This is a genomic window from Pseudomonas sp. URMO17WK12:I6, from assembly GCF_003253625.1.
Taxonomy (GTDB): domain Bacteria; phylum Pseudomonadota; class Gammaproteobacteria; order Pseudomonadales; family Pseudomonadaceae; genus Aquipseudomonas.
In genome coordinates, this window is sequence record NZ_QKYZ01000010.1 from 29,863 (window position 1) to 47,537 (window position 17,675).

Below are 17,675 nucleotides of genomic sequence, written 5' to 3' on the forward strand. Positions count from 1 at the left end.
CGTACGATGCTGACTTCTTCCCGTTACCGCTTTTACTGGGTGAACTTTGGTATTCCGCTGGCCTGCGCGGTCGCGGTGTTCCTGATGTTTGACATGACCAAAATCGACATCGCTTTCAGCGATCTTTTTTATGACCCGGTTACCCAGGTGTTTCCGTTGGAGCATGTCCGTCTGTTCGAGCAGATCACCCATAAATGGGCGCGGATCATCCCGAACTGGACGGGTGAGATTGCGATCATCGGCGCCTTGCTGTCATTTCTCTGGCCGCGACTGAAGGCTGAAAAACATTCGAAGATCATCGCCTTCCTGGAAAAAATCAAAGTCGCGCCTGTGCTTCGGTTCGCCAGTAAACACCGCCGGGACTTCCTGTATGTGGTGTTCGCGTTTTCCATCAGCACCGGCGTTATCCACTACCTCAAGAGCCACACCAGTGTGTATTGCCCGGTTGAAACCACTCAGTACGCCGGGAAAATCGAGCACAAGGAGTGGTACCAGAATTTTGACCTGCTGAAAGAAGCCGGTGACGGTCGCTGCTGGCCGGGTGGGCATGCGTCGGGCGGCTTCACCATGCTCGCGCTGTACTTCGTGGCTCGCCGCTACCGCTGGCGGTACGCTAAAGCGATGATGTACGGCTCGCTGCTGCTCGGTTTCGTCTACGGCACAACACGGGTCCTGCAAGGCTGGCACTACATGTCCCACACCTTTTGGGCCGGGATCTTCGTGTGGCTGACGTGTTTACTGACGGCATTGGCGTTCTATGGGCGGGCGCGACTGGAGCTGCCGGTGCTGCAAAAGGCTGAGCTACCCGTCGCTGAGCCGTTTACAGGGTCACAAAGTAGTAAGCCTGACGCCCCACCATCATTGTCTTGATCACCTTTAAGGGCGCGGCGGGTTCATTTACACCAGACATGAGTGCCACATTAGCCGGTGAGGCGCTCAGAAACTCATGCAATTGCGCCTCGGTATCCAGGCCTTTGAGTACGCGTCGGGTGTAGAACACGCTGGCGCCGCCCACCCGCTCGTTGGCTTGAAACAACGCGACCTGCTGCCCGCTGGCCTGGAATGCCTGAATCTGTTCAGTCAGCGGCAGGAAGGACAGTGTGCGATCTGCGTGAGGCAATACCCATTGTGCGGCAGCGAGGTAGCTGCCAATCACCACGGCCAGTACGCCAACCCCTATACCGCGACGATGCCGGACAATCAGCCCCGGCAAGGTCGATGCACCGGAGTAGGCCTGAAGTCGCTCGAACAGCACGCTCGCATATTCCGCGGCAATCACCGCCGCTGCAGGCGTCATGGACATCAGGTACACCGTGCGTTTGCTCGACGCCAGGGTCAGCATGACGAACTGCGCCAGCAGCCACACCGTGAAGAACAACAGGTAACGATTGGCCATCAGGCTTTTGCGAAAGTGCCACAGCCCCAGGTACACCAGAATGTTCCAGGGCGCGAAGGTCTCCGGCAGTTTGGCCAGGTAGTAGTAGAACGGTTCGTAATGGCCGGCCTCGACGAAGGAGCCGCTGAAGCGCCCGACACTATTGGTCAGCAACACTTCCCCCACGGCATGCGCACCATCGCGTTGATACAGCACCGCGAGCCAGATCATCAGCGGCACCAATCCCAACAGTGTCAACAGGCCGGGGCGCAGCCAGTCCGAGGGCTTCAGGCACTTGTCCATCAAGGTTTCGGCCAGCAGATACGCGAAGATCACCACCCCCGGCATCGCCAGCCCCAGCACGCCTTTGCTCAAGGTCGCGATGGCGATCCCTGAAGCAAACAGCAGGGCATTGCCGACGGTCGAGTGCCGTTGACCATGAAAAAACGCCAGCAGCGCCATACTCACGCCGAAGGCTAGCAATGCGTCTTCGCCGACGCTGCGCGTATTACTCCAATAACTGGCCATGGTCGCCAGCAAAATCCCCGCCGTCCAGGCAACAATCTTGGGTCGGTTGAATCGCCGCAGCATCGTGTACAACAGCATCACACTGAACAGCCCGGCAAACGCGGACGCGAGCCGCACCGCCCACGGCGTACCGCCGAATGCGCGAATCGCCCCGGCGTCGAGCCACAAGCTCAAGGGCGGTTTTTCAAGAAATGGCTCGCCGAACAAATGCGGGGTCACCCAGTCGTTATCCAGGTGCATCTCCATGGCAATTCCGGCGACCCGGGCCTCCGTGGAACCTTGTAATTGGTGATTGCTTAGCGCGAAGAAAAACAGCAGAGCGGCGAGTAGAAACAGTGAAGAGACGGGGCGTGACATGAGTTTCTGGCTAACCGAGCAGGGGACCGGGAACCCCAAGCATATGAGTTGAATGCTTAACGAAACATGAACGGCCAGCGAGAGGTGACGGGTGACGTTGGGGCAGCACTAACGGAGGGCGATCTGAGTAGCAGCGTCCTTCCAGGCGCTGTTATTGTCTGACGTCATGGAGTTGGTAGTTAAGGATGATGCAATGGAGCTTGCGCTGACGGTTGGCACTCACACATTGAGATTGAGCGCCCCCGACCCCGAATGGTGTAAAGCGTTGCAGCATGCGCTGAACGCCAGTTTTACAGTCCACTGCGAATTTCTGCCCTGGGCCAAACCCTATACCACCGAGGACGAGGCCCGATCGTTCCTCGCGCGAGCAGTCGATGAATTCAAAAGCGAAACCGGTGAGCGGCGGCTGTTTATCGTCGACGATGCCGCGCACGCGATCATCGGCTGCATTGGCTTGAAGCCCCGGCGCCGTAACCGGTATCTGGTCGGCTACTGGGTCAATACCGAGTATTCAGGCAAGGGCTATATGCGTACGGCGCTTGCAGCGTTGATCAAAAGCATGCCCGGTTTCACGTTTTACCTGACCATCGCCTCGGCCAATGTGGCGAGCCAGCGGCTGGCCGAAGCGGCCGGGTTTGGTTTGATCAGACGGTGTTATCAGAGGCCTTGTTTGCAGCCGCATGAGGCGCAGGATACGTATTTGTATCGGTTGAAATGATGGTGGGAGCAGTCACTGGAACCGACCGCTAACCAAATCGCAGGCAAAAAAAAGCCCGCGGGAGGGCGGGCAAACCGTAGTTTCTTGAATGAGCGAGGGGAATGTACAGGTTGGAGGGAGGCGGTGGGGTGAAGAAAAATTCATGTGGATGGATGGCTTTTCCATATTGCTCACCATGACGAAGAGGCATTGATAAAATCATTGCTTTACAAGGCGACTCAACAGTAAGTTACATAAAGTGAAACCTTCTGTAGAGTCTTAGGTGTGCAGTCATACTCAAAATCCACCCAGCCAATGGGGCGCCTCCTCCGGAAACTGACCCTGTTGGCCAGTGACGAGCGCTATCTGTTCACCCCGGACGATCTCAGGGCGTTGGTGCCCGACATTTCCGACGGCGCCTACAAAACCTTGTTGAGTCGTGTGGCCTCGGAAGGCCATCTGGCACGAGTGTGTCGAGGGCTTTACCTGTTTGAAGCGGCCATGCCATCCAGAGGGCTGGTGCTGTTTCATGCGGCCGCCAGACTGCGTGCAATGCAGTTCAACTACATCAGCCTGGAAACAGCATTGAGTGATTGTGGCGTCATCTCACAGATTCCCATCAACTGGATCACGCTGATGTCTTCTGGGCGCAGCAGCACTCTTTCCTGTGGACGTTGGGGCACTATCGAATTTGTGCACACCCGCCAGAAACCTCAGGACCTGGTTGGTCAGCTCCACTACGACGCACGTTGCCGCCTATGGCGGGCAACACCGCAACAGGCATTGAGAGATATGAAGGCGGCGAAACGAAATATGGACTTGATCGATTGGAGCGTTGCCAATGAGTTTGTTTGATGAACTGGTAGATGAGGCACTAAAAAACAAGCAGGATCTGGCGCCATTGCGGGTCGTGGTAGAAAAGGAATTGCTGCACCACGACATCATGTTGGCGCTGAGCTCTGCTGGCATGCTCGCCAAGCTGACCTTCATTGGCGGTACCTGTTTGCGTGCTTGCTACGGTTCTAACCGTTTGAGTGAGGACCTGGATTTTACCGGTGGTGCAGATTTCAATCGCGAGAGCCTGACCGAACTTGCCCATGTATTGGTCACCACACTAAAAACCAAATATGGCCTTGAGGTTGAAGTTGGAGAGCCTGTTCGTGAGGAAGGGAATGTAGACACCTGGAAACTGAAGGTTCAAACCCGACCTGGGCGCAAAGACCTGCCGGCACAGCGCATTAACATCGACGTGTGCTCCATCCCGAGCTATCAGCCACAGCCCATGCAGTTGCTTAACCCTTATGGTGTCGAAATGGGCACAAGTGGTCTGATCTTGCAGGCTGAAACACGCGAAGAAATCTATGCGGACAAGATCGTAGCGTTTGCTCTGCGCCCTAACCGAATCAAGAACCGTGACCTCTGGGATATGGCTTGGCTGCGTCAGCAGGGCGTAACACCGCAACTGGATCTGATTGCGAAAAAACTGGGCGATCATCACTGTAGGCAGGACGAGTTCTTGAGGCTGTTCAAGGAGCGTTCAACGCTGCTCGACACCGATCCGAAAGTCGCCATCGAATTTCGCCGGGAAATGAGTCGGTTCCTGCCGGGGGAGTTAGTAAATCAAACCGTTAATGAACCGGCGTTCTGGACGTTTTTGGTTGGGCATATACGCGACTTGTATGTGATGACAGAGAAAGCGCTGAGCGGCGACGGGGGCATGCAGGACTTAGGCTTCAAGATGTAGCAATGAGGGGCAACAGACGGCATCAGCAAAAAAATGGGCGACCTCAATGAGGTCGCCCATTTTGCTTTTCTACGCGCAAATCTGCGTCTGTAGCTGTCGCTCAATCAACAAGCGCGATCACTCAATGCAAGACAGGAGGCGTGTCTACGGCCGCCGACGCGTTCGGATCGAGGTTATCCTTCGCTCGGTTGACCAAAAGCTCGGTCAGCATCGTCAACTGCTGAAGCGCCAGTGCCACATTGCGCTGCGGGCCTTCGAGTCGGTCGGCAAAGTCCAGCGTCATGACGTTGAGGGACGCCAGGGTTTCGCTGGCGTGAGCGAGCAGGGTGGGCATGTCGACGTCGGGGCGGACGCTGAAGATGTTCCTGTTCAGGTTGCGCCGGCGGGCACTGACGGAGCGTTCGGTGGTTTTGGGCTGTTGGGTCGGGTCGAGGGTTTCAGGTTGTGAAGTGGCCGGATTTTTCAGTGGGATTCGGGTGATCTTTTTCATAAGGGCGTTCCATTGGTTTAGGGATCCTTACGTAATTTCGGCTTGTTAAAACCATCCGCAGGGTCGCAGCGAAGGGTGAAGACTATCTTTCAGAAATGTTGTTCACCAGTTCATGGCAGTCGCTACGGGTTGCAGGAAAATTCCCAGGATGACGTGGTTCTAATCTGTCAGAGAAATCCTTTTCCACTACTGTTGACCCTGAGCAACTGCCGCGCCGTCTCAGTCGCTCAGTGTTGGTGCCTGTGATGGATATCGGGAAAGTGCGGATGACTGTGTTTAATGGGAGTGTGGTCGTGTAAATGGCTATGAGGTTCAGTGCCGTCCCACTCAAAGGCATGTTCATGTTGATGGTGCTCGTCATGAATATGCGGATGGTCATGTGTTTGCGGATCGTGTTGGTGTTCGTGAGAGTGGCTCTCGGTCAGGTGTATCCAGACGCCAACCCCCATCAGACCTGCGGCCACCCAAAATACCCACGTCACCGCTTCGCCTAACAACAGGATCGAAATAGCGGCCCCCAGGAACGGTGCAGTAGAGAAGTACGCACCTGTGCGCGCGGTGCCAAGCCCCCGCAAAGCCAAAACGAATAGCACCAGGCTAACGCCGTAGCCCAAAAAGCCTACCAGTAGCGTTGGCCCCAATAGAGACAATTCAGGGAGATGCATGCCAAGAGCAATCCCCAAAGCGCAGTTGACGACCCCGGCGACCAATCCTTTGATGCCAGCGATAAACAATGCATCCGATGCGGAAACCTTCCGGGTAAGGTTGTTATCGATGGCCCAACAAAAACAGGCAATCACCACGGCGACCGGGCCAACCCAGCCATGGATCCCTGCGGAAGTTTGAGGCCAACCCAAGAGCACGCCACCGGCAACGATTGCGATCATTCCAGCGACGATCCGCCGGTCGGCGTTCTCCTTGAACACCATCCAGGCAAGCAGGGCGGTCAATACCGCCTCAAGGTTTAGCAACAGCGAAGCAGTGGTAGCTGATGTGAGGGTAAGGCCAAACATTAAAGACACCGGCCCCAGCACGCCGCCGAACGCGATAGCGCCAATGAGCCATGGCCATTCGGAAAGGGTTAAGCCGACAGGTTGCCAGCCGCGATCGCGGATCAGCCGGGTAACCGTGAGACCCAAGCCACTTCCCAGGTAAAGCAAACCAGCGAGCAAGACGGGTGAAACGTTCAGCCCCAGGACCTTGGCAAGCGGCGTGCTGGCGCCAAACAGCGCTGCAGCACCCAAGGCGTATATAACGCTTTTGTTCATCATCTGTTCCGTAGCAAAAGGCATGATTGAGAAACACGATACTCGTCATGCATCGATAGCGCATTGAATCGAATCCACAAAAAAGGCACCTGCGATATTCTCGTCAGGTGCCTTTTTGCGTTGGGGCGCGGCAACGATGCCCTATGCCGGATACGTTAAGACGCTGAAACCTGCCGCTGCAACCGCCGCCCCACCACATCCAGCAAATCGCAACCATCACGCAACGAAGTCACCAACACCCGCGCCAGCTCACTGTGAACGCCTTCACTTACAGCGAAGCTCTCCAGCAATTGAGTCGCCGTGCGGATGCGGTAGGCTGCCGTTTCATGCAGCACATCCAGCGGCGCTTCGGTGTCGATCAGCAGCGACGCGATAGTGCAGTCGATGCCGGTGATCGGCATGTATCGATCCATGACAAAACCTCCATTCGATCAATGATCGCGATTGCTCAGTGGCAGACGGGCTCGATCGTCGGCATGGGTGAATCGAGGTTATCCAGCGCTCGATTGATCAACATCTCGGCCAGCACGGCCAGTTGCTGCATCGCCAACGCCACATTGCGATGCGAGCCTTCGAGATGGTCGGCCAGGTCGGTGGTCATGACGTTCAAGGAGGCCAGGGTTTCACTGGCGTGACCGAGCAGGGTGGGGGTGTCGACGTCGGGGAGGATGGTGAACACTTGGCTCACGGGGTCGGGGTGTTTCGGGTTGCGCAAGCGGGCGCTGACGGCGCGTTGGGTGGCTTGGGAGAGTTGGGTCAGGTCGAGGTCTTCCGACTCTGAAAGGGTTGGGTTTTCAAGTGGGTTGGTCTTTTTCATGGAGGAACTCCGAAAGGTTAGGGATCCCTACGCTTTTCGGCCTGTCAAAACCGTCCGCCGGGTTGCAGCGAAGAGGGAAGACTATCTTCCAGAAATGTTGTTCGCCAGTTCATGGAAGCCGCTACGGGTTGCGGGAAATTTCCTAGGATGGTGTGTACGAGCCTGTCAGGCAGGTGTGGACCGACGCTGCGGGCGAGTGAGATCGAAGAGCTTCTATCTCATAAATGGAGCTAGTTACAGTCGGACTGGATTGGTGAGCGCTCCGTCCCGAATAGGGCCATTCCAAGCGATGGGTGAGAGTAGGAATACTGTGGCAAGGAAAGCTACCTGGGACAGGTAAAACGGCTCCAGCCATTGTTGATTCAACGCGACGTATAAAGTGTTATGGGTCACGTCGACCAAAATAATCGCTAACGTAAGCACGATTCCGGCTCTTGGCTTGATGAAAAGTAGCAGTGCTGCAAGCGGGTCAAAAAACGTAAGCGCCCCCCAGAAAATGCGGCTGGCCAAGTAAGCGCTATCCCCGTATCCGTAGTCCCAGAGCAATCCATGCGAAACGTCTGCACGGATGTGATTAGCAGTTGCGATGAAAAGGCAGCATGCGAACAAAATTCTGATGGCGAATGACAATCTTGGCATGGCGTTATCTACATTCGTGATCTATGCCCTGCATGATAGCGGGACCGACCAACGACGCTAACAGTTGCAAACTGGGAATGCGTAATCGCTGAACGCTTGCGTTAAATGGACGAGCTGAAGATGAGCCTGTTGCCAGAACAAATCTGCTAAGGTCGACCATCGTTGATACCGCTGACAGGGAGTCATGCATGGCAAAGCCAGCCGCACGTATCACCGATCCGACCAGTTGCCCAATACTTGGACATGGCACCAAAGCCATCGCCTCCGGATGCTCAAAAATAGAGTCATCCCGGTAGGAAGAGAAAAGGGCCTTTAACCCGATCCACCCCCAGGCTTTTCAAATACTCGATGGTCTCAGACGATGGTGCGTAACCGTGCTTGATAAAGACGCGGTCGGTCTGGATCAGGTTGTCGTCGTCTGGAGCGGGGGGCAGCTTCTGGAAGGGCGTTTTGGATCCGTCGTGGCGTTCGATGGTGGCGACGCAGGGCAGGGTGCCGATGAGTGTCTGGATACCGTCGATGAGCCCAAGGCAGCTTCATCCGAAGCCTATACATCCAGCGCACGGACAAAGACATTCACGTCATTACCGTAGTACACGGAAGAGCCTTCATACTGAAACCGCAACTTAGATAAAACATGAGTAGAAGCATTGTTATCGGGCCAGACGAGAGCAACACACTCTGAAAGACCTAGCACGTCACGCGCATAATCGAGAATTGCCGCACCAGCCTCTGTAGCGTATCCGTTACCCCAAAAGACTTTAGCGAAACGGTATGCCAGTTGAAATCGATCAGTGGATTCTAGGGGGGTGAGGCTTATCCAGCCAATTGGTTTCCCCTGTAACTCCACACGCCAATGCCCTGGCCCCTCATGCGGTGCAGAATTTACATAGGCGAGAACTTCTTTCCGTCGAGAAGGGGTAGGGGCAACTACTCCGGTCGTGTAGCGCATGACCTCTGGGTCGGCCTCCATCGTCATCACAAAACTGACATCATCCGGCGACAGGCGCGTTATCAAAAGTCTGCGGGTCTTAAACGTCGCCATTGCGCAACTCCAATGCTGATTACTCACCGCAGGCAGTCTACTGACGCGGCCGCCGATTGGGACAATAACCGATACCCTAACCAGTTCACGAGCGCAGATGGTTATTGAACGCGCGGTCCACATGTGTTTGCCAGCCGCTTACATTTCAAGAACCGTTCAGCAGAATCAAAGCAAAGGAGCCCGCTCCCACAGGGGGACATGTGAGCCATCGATTGCCAAACCCCAGATGCAACAAAGCCCGCACTTGGCGGGCTTTGTCGTTTTCGGATTGGTGGAGCCGGGGCCGTTTGAACGTGCCGGTCAATATCCCGGATACATTGGGTCTGATGCGGTAGTGATTTTGTTGGGATACACGTGGGGATACACGCTGACCGGGCCTGTGTGTATTTCAGGCGTGGCAATATCGCCTAATCAGCCTTCCTCGCGGGATCTTTTTTGTCTTTTGCCTTCAGCACAGTTTTCCTCATCACTCGGTTGGTCTTGTTATCAACCTTATAGAGGGTGTCTTTTACTAGGAGGAACGAGCTCTTCGTGTCAGCAACCACGAGTTGACCGGTGATCTCACCCTTGTCTGTGATTATGCTGTGAACCCTGCTGATGCCATTGCTTACGTCAATTCCAGAATCTGCCTTGATATTTTCTCGCGCTCTCTCTACCCCATGATGGACGCCGAGGACGGGGGCTATAAACACAAGCAACAGAAGCATCCCTCCCCATGTTCCTTTTTCGAGGATTTCTCCTTTCTTGCTGACCCTACTCATCAGCAAATATACGAATGTCAAAGCCACGGATATGAACATCAATCCTGGTATGAGCGCACCGATGAAAGGGATCAGGTAAACCAATCCCATGATGCTGGAGAAGGCATAGCTATACCCATAAACCAATATGGTGGGGGTGCCGAGCTCCAGCTCAGTCGTGCCGATACCAAACTGCTCGTAGTAAGCACTCAACTCCAGATAGCCATACGCAAGCAGGCCGGCCTGCAGGACAATTGCGAAGTAGGTGAGCAGTTTGATTGCAAAATCCTTGTCGACCTCTCGCACGATTGGTGGGGACTTCGTATCGCCCTGTTGAGGGCTGCTCGACGGAGAACTGATATTGATCGGATTCAGAATCTCTACTTGAATTTTGTTATCTCTTTTCCAGAACACGTGTCTTCCTTGAGAAATAGAGGGGGTTGGAGCGACCTACCTAACATAACGGATCCTACGCCAGAAAAGTCGCCGGGGACCCTGAGGGTTTTATCGACACACGGGGTCGGAAACCCGCGACATCTTGTTAGCGGCAGATCTCCCACCTTACTGAAATTTCAACGTTGAAGTTGAAAGGACCTTGAAGAAAAAGAGACATCGTTACCGTGTAGGTAATGGTGACCTTAGATCCGTCGTTTCGTAGGGCAAATGTACAGGTGAACAGGCAGTTCACCAGGTTCACCTGTTCACTAAGCTGGGAGGTCTCCCGCTATCAAGGTCCTGCGGGTTTCCGCCCCCGTGCTTGTCTCATCGCCTCAGGGGCCCCAGCTCCCGCTTTGAATCTCCTCGCTGGTGGAAGTCAATTTCATGGGGAGTGGGGCGGGTACCTGTCAAATGTCGTGTAACTCGTGTTACAGGTGTAACGAGTCTAGTTAACTGATTGAATTTAAACGATAAATCTAGCGTTACACGCCCTGATAGCGTTCCGTGTTCATGGTGTAACGAAGACGAATTGTGTAACGCTTTCAGTCAGCGAAACCAAGGAAAATCAGCGCTACTTAATCCGGCAGCACTACGGCGCGGGAATAATGAGGTCGGACCACTGAATCCGCCAATGCCTGCGGTCTCGGCAAAGGGCTACTAACGTCTGGCTTTCCCACGTGCGCAGCACGCACAACTGCCGAGCATATTAGGCGAGGTTTTTTGGACCAAAAAAAAACCGCCTCGGTCGAAGCCGAAGCGGCATACCTCTCAGCCATTACTGACTTTTGAAGTAGTCTCGCAGCAGTTCAAAGACGTGATGCACACGTACACAAACCACCACGAAATCCCATGCATGTTTCAAATGTTTCAAATGTTTCAACATGCTAGGCCCTCCCGTAGTTGGGCCATACCTCCAGCGCGCTTATCCCGGAACACACGCGCCTTTCGGAACACACCACGCGTTCCCTATGAGGTGGCTAAGCTGATGGCCTCCCGAAATCCGGCACGGATTACTAAGCCCGTGTTGGGAAGTCCAAATTCATGCTCAAATGCTGGTCATTTACCCCAGCTGCCGAACGCGAATCTGGCCCGATGTTAACGAACTTTTTCCAACCGTGGTGGGGCAGATCCGCGCATTGAGCGGTTATAAAGGGGGAGTTTTCGGTGGAAGCTAGGGTTTACAGGGCTTTGGCTGGAGAAGATTTTTTTAAGTTTTTTTTGTGAGGGTTTTTTTTGTACAAAAAACAACCAAAAAGGCGCCAGCCCTCGCCTGCCGCCACCTCTGAGCGCCGACGTCAGACTGACGTCACACCGCCAATCGTTAATTATTGCGCGAGGTGGCACCAGCTTGTACTCTCTTGTGGACACCACGCGTTCCCTGTGAGACCGCCGGCCCGGCCACTAACCGGACTGGCACAAAAAAGCCGCCCTACTAAGGCGGCTTTTTTTTGCCTGGAAATTGCCAGCGTGGCGCGTTAAAGGCTCTTAATGCCCTAGCTTGATCATTGCTCTCACTTGGGCACGCACCTGACAGCGCGTAACTTCCAATGCTTGGAAGGTTTGAGGGCAAATTACCTCGGCTTGACGCAAGGCGGCGGCCCCCCCGGACCGGCCATTGCCCAGGTGTCCTACTCGTTTTACATAAGCGGCGTTATGGGTAACGGTCATTACCCACCTTCCTCCCCGCTGTCGATGCTGTCGCCCAACGGGTTTGCTTCCGCCATTTTTTTGGCCCACAGCGCAGCGTTTATTTCGTCATTGAACGCGTCGAATTCGTCTTGCTCGAAAATCCCCAGTTCTTTCAGCTCCAACATGCGGCCATTGATCATGCCCTGACGCCAGGCACGAGATTGGGGATCGTCTTCGTCCAGCAGGTAGCCAAGCTCTTCGCGCAATCGCGCCAGACGGCGGGCTTTCAGGGCTTCGTCGGGATCGACAGTCATCGCGGGGTTCCTTTCCTTTGTAATCTTTGGGAGATCTATTAGAGCTCAGACAGAGTCGCATTCTGCAAGCGATGTGTACTGCGCTTAGCGTCGATATCAAATATGACGTCTTTCATACATTGATCTCGGCTCCACTCTCCCGGACCAAGCTTCTCAGCCGGTAACCCGGAATGGGAAAGGAGTTTTTTAGCTGCTGCAGACGCCTCAAGCCCTAACACCGCATATCCCCGCCTCCTTGCTGGAAATACCCAATGTGGTCTGGCGGGTCGAAGTCGAAGTCCCATATTCCCGCAAGGTTGCCTTGAAGCTGGTCCTGCTGATCCGGAAGTCGAAGGATCGAATACATCAGATCTTTCGGTAACAGCCTCCAGTTAACGTCGAGCTCCAACGGACGAAATACAGGGGATACCTTAGTGGTTTCACATTGACCATCTTGGCCCGCAGGTTGACCGTGCAAAGTGCCGTCGTCCTGAGAAACATCGAAGCATCCTGTTGCGAATCGATCCAAATGGGACACAACAATAATCCCTAGGTATGTCGTGTCCTGATTAACCGTCTTGCGCTTGGCCCACCATTCTTTAATCAGAACGAACGAGTTGCCGAGCAAGACGCCGCTGATACCTGCAACAGCCGAAATGATTGCTGAAACATTCCCTGGTTCCATGATTGCCTCTGCGTGGATTGAGCGTAGAAACTCTGATTGTAGGTATAGCGTTCACCTAGGTGCGGGCTTGCATCTCTAAGCCAGAAAACGACACTCCAGTCCCATATCAGTCCCATATGGGTATTTTTCAGACGCCAAAAACCAAAAACCCCCGACTTTCTTTAGTAAAATCAGGGGTTTGCGTTTTCAGAATTTGGCCGTGAAGGAGAGATTCGAACTCTCAATTTTTATAAGTCTGTAGTAGCTAACGACACGCTAACGTGACAGCGCTTTAGGTTGTCATTCGCCTTACGCCACGGTCCGTATCGGTTCGACCGCAGCAATCGTTTCGAAGCTGTTCCCGGCCGACGGCAGGCGTTTATGACCGCCCGCTATCGGCCACAAGCTCTCATCCGAATCATTGAGCTGGATGCGCCGGATTCTGCTTGCTAGGACTCTGTAATCGTTATCAAAGAAATGAAATTCGTCGATCTTGGTCAAGCCACTAGCCACCAGAGATGGCTAGTGGCTATTCTGACATTGCTCATTGGGGGAGACTGAGATCATTGACGAACCCGTCACGTGACCGCCCCTCGCTCAGCAGGCACAAAAACACTAGGGAGCGCATATGAGCGATTATGATAAGTATAAAGACGATGTGACGGATGATATCAAAACATGTATTGAGGCGATGGGCTGCCAGCCTATACTTTTCGTAGGGTCAGGCCTAACTAAAAGATACCTTAACGGCCCTAATTGGGAGGAGTTACTGCACTCGCTTAGTGAAATGTGTCCCGAGATCGATAAAAAATTTGCTTATTATTTGCAGCGCTATCCTAATCTTGTCGACATTGGAACCGTCTTCTCAGAAAAATTCAATGACTGGGCTTGGAGTGGCGGCGAAGACGAGTTTCCCGGTGAATTATTTGGCTCAGGCAATGAGTCCGATATTTACTTCAAACATGCAGTGTGTGAAATTTTTAAGAAATTATTGAGTGAAACAACTGCCACGGACAACGATGAAATTGAACTGCTGAAAAAGATTCACCCTCACTCTATAATCACTACCAACTATGATTGTTTACTAGAGAGCATTTTTCCTGACTACGCCCCGATCATTGGGCAGCGGATTCTCTATGCAAATCATTCAAGTATAGGTGAGATATTCAAGATACATGGATGTGCTTCGGATTCTAGGAGCGTAGTCATCACACGAGAGGACTATGATAACTTTCTGAAAAAGAAAAAGTATCTAAGTGCCAAAATGCTTGCTTTTTTTGCGGAGCATCCTCTTATTTTTGTTGGCTACAGCGCCGAAGATCCAAACATTAGAGCTATACTGTCGGATATTGATGAGATTCTTTCCGAAAATGGCGCGTTAATTCCAAATATTTACCATTTGGAGTGGTCAAGCAAGGAAGTCACCGAATATCCTAGACGTGAACGCCTGATATCGGTATCAGAGAATAAAAGCATACGTATAAAAAGTATCGTTGCACATGACTATAGCTGGGTATACAAGGCTTTTGGCGCTAACCAAGCATTGGACAATGTCAACCCAAAGCTGCTGCGTGCACTACTGGCAAGAACCTATGAGCTAGTGCGTTCTGACATCCCTAAAAACCCCATCCAAGTTGATTACACTGTACTTGCAAACGTTTCTGAGTCAGAGGGGGCATTAGCTAAACTTTACGGAATAGCTGACGCCTCTGACGGCCTAGCTTTCAACGTCAATTTTCCACATACGCCATCAACTTTAGGAGTAAGTTTAGGTTTCAAAGGATGGCACGACGCGAATAAGTTGCTCGAAATTTTGAAGAATACTACTGGTGTAGATATAAAATCGTTCGACAATAAATATCATTGTGCTGTAATGAACGGCAATGAGGTTCAGGCGCATAGATACTCTAACTTGTTGCGACAGTTACTTGAGAAGATAAAGAACGGAGAGGAATTTACTTTGGATTTGCCAGCATAACCTTTTATGCTTAACTAAATGTCTTGTCATGGGTTTAAGATGCTATCAATGTCCTTGGCGCCTTAACAGCCCATCGGGAGTGGCTGAAATCACTGTCATGACGTCATTTGTCAAGATCTGCTAGGATTTTCAACAAGGAGGAACATTGAATTTATTAAGCCTTTCCCCAGAACAATTTGAAAGTATGACATTTGATATTGTTACTACTCTTGGGTTGAGAAATACAGTATGGAGAACTCCTGGAAGCGATGTCGGAAGAGACATTGAAGGAGATTATTTTATTTCGGATTTATCCGGTCAGTATCAACGCCAAAAGTGGTATGTTGAATGCAAAAGATATACAGGTTCTGTTGACTGGCCTACAGTGTGGAATAAAATATCATATGCAGAAGCGCAAAGCGCTGATATGCTTTTATTTGTAACAAGCTCTTCCCTCACGCCGCAAGCAGTTGATCAGGTTAGAGCTTGGAATGAATCACGAAGAAAACCGATTATTAGATTCTGGGGGGCAGTTGAGGTTACTACTAAATTAAATCTTTATCCCCAGCTTGCGAGGAAGTATGGGCTGAAATCAGAAGCGGCATCTAAACTCGATCTATTTTACCCTTCCATATTGCTACTTATTAAAACATCTAATACTCTTTCGCCGGACACCGGGCCGATACCTGAAGTCAAACTATGGCTAGCTCACTCTGTCAGCGAACTGGTATCGACTAGGATGTCAGATATAAAAGTTTTAGATGAATTCTATTTTCGAACTCACAAGATTGAAGATCAATTCGAATGGATAGATTATTCAGGGTTGTGCGTCAAATACTTTGATCGGTTCTCTATTAGAGCGCTATTTGCGTACTTAGTGTTTATTTTTAAGAAAACACCAGTTATCACGCAAGACCAAGAACTTAACTTGGCAATTGAGTTGCCGAGAGCGTTAATTGAGTCGGAAGAAAGTCACATCCAAGCGCTTTCAGGTCTGTCAAATTTTAGCGCTCAGCTAGGGGCTGAAAATATTGGTTTAACTATAATTAAAAGGGCCGTATAAATGGATAACAAAGAAACGTTATTCCTTATTCAAAATATTACTCATCAAGCAATAAATCCTATGAGTGGTGTGATTGGAACACTCGACAATTTAATAGGTGGTGTAATTCCAGAGAATAAAAAGGCTCAGCGATTAGCACGCGCTAGGGCGCAGTTAGAGTATACGGTTTCGTTGATAAGAAACCTTTCATATTTTGCAGAGTACGCATCGGGAAATACTGAATCAATTTCTAACTCCTCTATCAAAACTACCGTTATACCACAGGCTATTATCGAGTCTGCGCAATTCTTTCAAGAGCAAGGGGCGAGTAGTAAGGTAAAGGTAGAGCTAGAGGATAAAAACACTCAAAACTGCGTAAAGGGAGATCCGAATTTACTTAAGCAGGTTTTCATGAATCTCATCGATAATGGAGTTAAATACGGCAAGGCCGGCTCGACTTTGACAATAAAAAATTGGATACAGAAAAAAACTGATAGCCTGATCATTACATTTGAGGGGCAAAGCGAGCCATTTTCTAACGATGACGATATTTTCGCAATCGGGTATAGAGCAAAAAGTGCAAAAGAAAGAACATCTTCAGGGTCCGGCTTAGGGCTTCATATTTGTAAGCTAATCGTCGAGAATGCATTTCAGGGGACGATTGAGGGGAGTCATTCATCTTCTGGAATAACGAAATTTGAAATCAGAATTCCAAATGGGTTTTTAAAATGAGCGCAAAAATTCTAATTCTTGATGATGAGCCTATGTTTTTGGATTGGCTAGAGGACTATGTAGAGTCACTAGGTTTTAGCGTGGATTTTTCAACCTCGATAGATGATGCAAATAAAAAGCTAGTGGGCTCCAGCGTAGATGACTATGCAGCACTTATTTTTGATCTCAATGTGCCGGCCTCTTCTGCGTTTGAAAGCGTATTGGAGCAGAGGGGAAAACTGTTTCAAGAGTTCAGAGGGCTCTTTATTGCGCAGCAAGCTCGAACGAAAGGGATTAACGGTAACAAAATAATAGTTTACTCGGTTCACGACAAGCCAGAAGTCGAAGAGATGTGTCAAAGATTAAATGTTTCATATATACCTAAAGGTAGAGCAAGAGCATTAAAAGAAAAGCTTTCGTCAATATTAACGAGAGCGTGAATAGGCGCTGTCGAAAATATTTTTATTGCTCTGAGGTCGCAAATTTTAAAACAGCTGAGCCGGTCGCATGACGGATTGGACGTGAGAAGACTTACGGTTTGTAACCCTGTAAGCCGACCACTTTCAGAATACCTCACCTCCACGCCGGCAATGGTGATGCGAACCACTTCAGTTGGCTGTCAGTCTCCAGGAATCGCCCCATGGTTTGGTAATCACACGGAGTGACAAATTTTGGAGGAAGGCACACTTCTGCGACCGTCTTCTTATGGCTGAAAGCAGTCTTCTATTAATGCACTATGAAACTACGAATATGATAGAGTTTTTCCAGGAGGCTGTGAGCTGACGACAAAATCATTTGCGTGAGTCAAGCGCTGCCATTAAAAAGGGCCCGTCTGGGCCCTTTTTCAGGTGAAGCAGTTTTACTTCTTCAGCCATCCCTCGACGACGTCAGCGCCGTGCTCTGCTTTCCACTCTTTCAAAGCCTTGTGGTTCCCGCCTTTGGTTTCGATCACTTCCCCAGTATTCGGATTTTTGTAGACCTTGAGTTCGCGTGGTTTGCGTGTGCTCGAGGCCGGGGCCGCAGATTGGCGTCGGGCAGTGGTTTGCGGATCGAGCAGGTTGATGATGTGCTTCAGGTTGTAGCCGTAATGCTCAAGCAGCTTGCGCAGCTTGGTTTCGAACTCGATTTCTTTCTTCAGTCCATCATCACCTTTCAGTGCTTCTAATGCCTGAAGTTGCTCGGCGAGATGTTTTTCCAGCTGACGGTACTCTGCGAGTTTAGACATTTTTATTCCTTTGTTC

19 protein-coding genes and 1 pseudogene are annotated in these 17,675 nt (G+C 51.4%); 8 read left to right on the plus strand and 12 right to left on the minus strand.

Annotated elements, in window-relative coordinates; all coding sequences use genetic code 11:
• Positions 1 to 6: 6 nt before the first annotated feature.
• A complete protein-coding gene (locus F475_RS18610; protein ID WP_111454452.1) occupies positions 7 to 870 on the plus strand; it encodes a phosphatase PAP2 family protein in 864 nt (287 codons plus the stop codon).
• Here the strand turns inward: F475_RS18610 and F475_RS18615 are convergent.
• On the minus strand, positions 821 to 2,260 hold the full coding sequence (locus F475_RS18615; protein ID WP_111454453.1) for a glycosyltransferase family 39 protein: 1,440 nt from the start codon (positions 2,258 to 2,260) through the stop codon (positions 821 to 823). The genes F475_RS18610 and F475_RS18615 overlap by 50 nt on opposite strands.
• 193 nt (positions 2,261 to 2,453) lie before the next feature.
• On the opposite strand from F475_RS18615, the gene F475_RS18620 reads away from it, so the two are divergent.
• The 3 genes from F475_RS18620 (at position 2,454) to F475_RS18630 (ending at position 4,701) form a co-directional block, all read left to right on the plus strand.
• A complete protein-coding gene (locus tag F475_RS18620; RefSeq protein ID WP_111454454.1) occupies positions 2,454 to 2,978 on the plus strand; it encodes a GNAT family N-acetyltransferase in 525 nt (174 codons plus the stop codon).
• Positions 2,979 to 3,272: 294 nt separating this feature from the next.
• Positions 3,273 to 3,812, plus strand: a complete 540-nt coding sequence (abiEi, locus tag F475_RS18625) for a type IV toxin-antitoxin system AbiEi family antitoxin (protein ID WP_111454455.1) — start codon at positions 3,273 to 3,275, stop codon at positions 3,810 to 3,812.
• On the plus strand, positions 3,799 to 4,701 hold the full coding sequence (locus F475_RS18630) for a nucleotidyl transferase AbiEii/AbiGii toxin family protein (RefSeq protein WP_111454456.1): 903 nt from the start codon (positions 3,799 to 3,801) through the stop codon (positions 4,699 to 4,701). Before abiEi ends, F475_RS18630 begins: the two co-directional genes overlap by 14 nt.
• Before the next feature lie 121 nt (positions 4,702 to 4,822).
• On the opposite strand, the gene F475_RS18635 is transcribed toward F475_RS18630, so the two are convergent.
• The 10 genes and pseudogenes from F475_RS18635 to F475_RS18690 all read right to left on the minus strand — a co-directional run bounded on the left by F475_RS18635 (position 4,823) and on the right by F475_RS18690 (position 13,225).
• Positions 4,823 to 5,191, minus strand: coding sequence for a DUF6124 family protein (locus F475_RS18635; RefSeq protein ID WP_111454457.1), 369 nt, complete (start codon positions 5,189 to 5,191; stop codon positions 4,823 to 4,825).
• Positions 5,192 to 5,418: 227 nt separating this feature from the next.
• Positions 5,419 to 6,459, minus strand: a complete 1,041-nt coding sequence (locus tag F475_RS18640; protein ID WP_111454458.1) for a DMT family transporter — start codon at positions 6,457 to 6,459, stop codon at positions 5,419 to 5,421.
• Positions 6,460 to 6,614: 155 nt separating this feature from the next.
• Positions 6,615 to 6,872, minus strand: a complete 258-nt coding sequence (locus tag F475_RS18645; protein ID WP_018929441.1) for a hypothetical protein — start codon at positions 6,870 to 6,872, stop codon at positions 6,615 to 6,617.
• 35 nt (positions 6,873 to 6,907) lie between these two features.
• Complete coding sequence (locus F475_RS18650; protein WP_111454459.1) at positions 6,908 to 7,276, minus strand: DUF6124 family protein; 369 nt, start codon at positions 7,274 to 7,276, stop codon at positions 6,908 to 6,910.
• A 953-nt stretch (positions 7,277 to 8,229) separates the two neighbouring features.
• Positions 8,230 to 8,436 (minus strand): annotated as a pseudogene (locus tag F475_RS30765) (hydrolase); the annotation flags it as partial.
• Positions 8,437 to 8,462: 26 nt separating this feature from the next.
• Positions 8,463 to 8,960, minus strand: coding sequence for a GNAT family N-acetyltransferase (locus F475_RS18665; RefSeq protein ID WP_018929446.1), 498 nt, complete (start codon positions 8,958 to 8,960; stop codon positions 8,463 to 8,465).
• A 407-nt stretch (positions 8,961 to 9,367) separates the two neighbouring features.
• Complete coding sequence (locus tag F475_RS18670) at positions 9,368 to 10,114, minus strand: hypothetical protein (protein ID WP_111454461.1); 747 nt, start codon at positions 10,112 to 10,114, stop codon at positions 9,368 to 9,370.
• A 1,691-nt stretch (positions 10,115 to 11,805) separates the two neighbouring features.
• Positions 11,806 to 12,081: a hypothetical protein gene (locus tag F475_RS18680; RefSeq protein ID WP_111454463.1), complete on the minus strand. Its 276-nt coding sequence runs from the start codon at positions 12,079 to 12,081 to the stop codon at positions 11,806 to 11,808.
• 211 nt (positions 12,082 to 12,292) lie between these two features.
• Positions 12,293 to 12,745, minus strand: a complete 453-nt coding sequence (locus tag F475_RS18685) for a hypothetical protein (protein WP_256597168.1) — start codon at positions 12,743 to 12,745, stop codon at positions 12,293 to 12,295.
• Between the two features lie 288 nt (positions 12,746 to 13,033).
• Positions 13,034 to 13,225 carry a hypothetical protein gene (locus tag F475_RS18690; protein ID WP_146602939.1) on the minus strand — a complete coding sequence of 64 codons (192 nt, stop codon included), beginning with the start codon at positions 13,223 to 13,225 and terminating at the stop codon, positions 13,034 to 13,036.
• A 127-nt stretch (positions 13,226 to 13,352) separates the two neighbouring features.
• Between F475_RS18690 and F475_RS18695 the strand changes: the two genes are divergently transcribed.
• From F475_RS18695 to F475_RS18710, 4 genes are all read left to right on the plus strand, one after another.
• Entirely contained in the window at positions 13,353 to 14,702 is a 1,350-nt protein-coding gene (locus F475_RS18695) for an SIR2 family protein (protein ID WP_111454465.1), read from the plus strand.
• Between the two features lie 145 nt (positions 14,703 to 14,847).
• Complete coding sequence (locus tag F475_RS18700) at positions 14,848 to 15,744, plus strand: restriction endonuclease (protein ID WP_111454466.1); 897 nt, start codon at positions 14,848 to 14,850, stop codon at positions 15,742 to 15,744.
• The gene (locus F475_RS18705) at positions 15,745 to 16,455 is read left to right on the plus strand and encodes a sensor histidine kinase KdpD (RefSeq protein WP_111454467.1); all 711 of its coding nucleotides are present in this window, start codon (positions 15,745 to 15,747) and stop codon (positions 16,453 to 16,455) included. It abuts the gene before it with no gap.
• The gene (locus F475_RS18710) at positions 16,452 to 16,874 is read left to right on the plus strand and encodes a response regulator (protein WP_111454468.1); all 423 of its coding nucleotides are present in this window, start codon (positions 16,452 to 16,454) and stop codon (positions 16,872 to 16,874) included. Before F475_RS18705 ends, F475_RS18710 begins: the two co-directional genes overlap by 4 nt.
• 419 nt (positions 16,875 to 17,293) lie before the next feature.
• On the opposite strand, the gene F475_RS18715 is transcribed toward F475_RS18710, so the two are convergent.
• Complete coding sequence (locus F475_RS18715; protein WP_111454469.1) at positions 17,294 to 17,659, minus strand: histone-like nucleoid-structuring protein, MvaT/MvaU family; 366 nt, start codon at positions 17,657 to 17,659, stop codon at positions 17,294 to 17,296.
• Positions 17,660 to 17,675 lie beyond the last annotated feature (16 nt).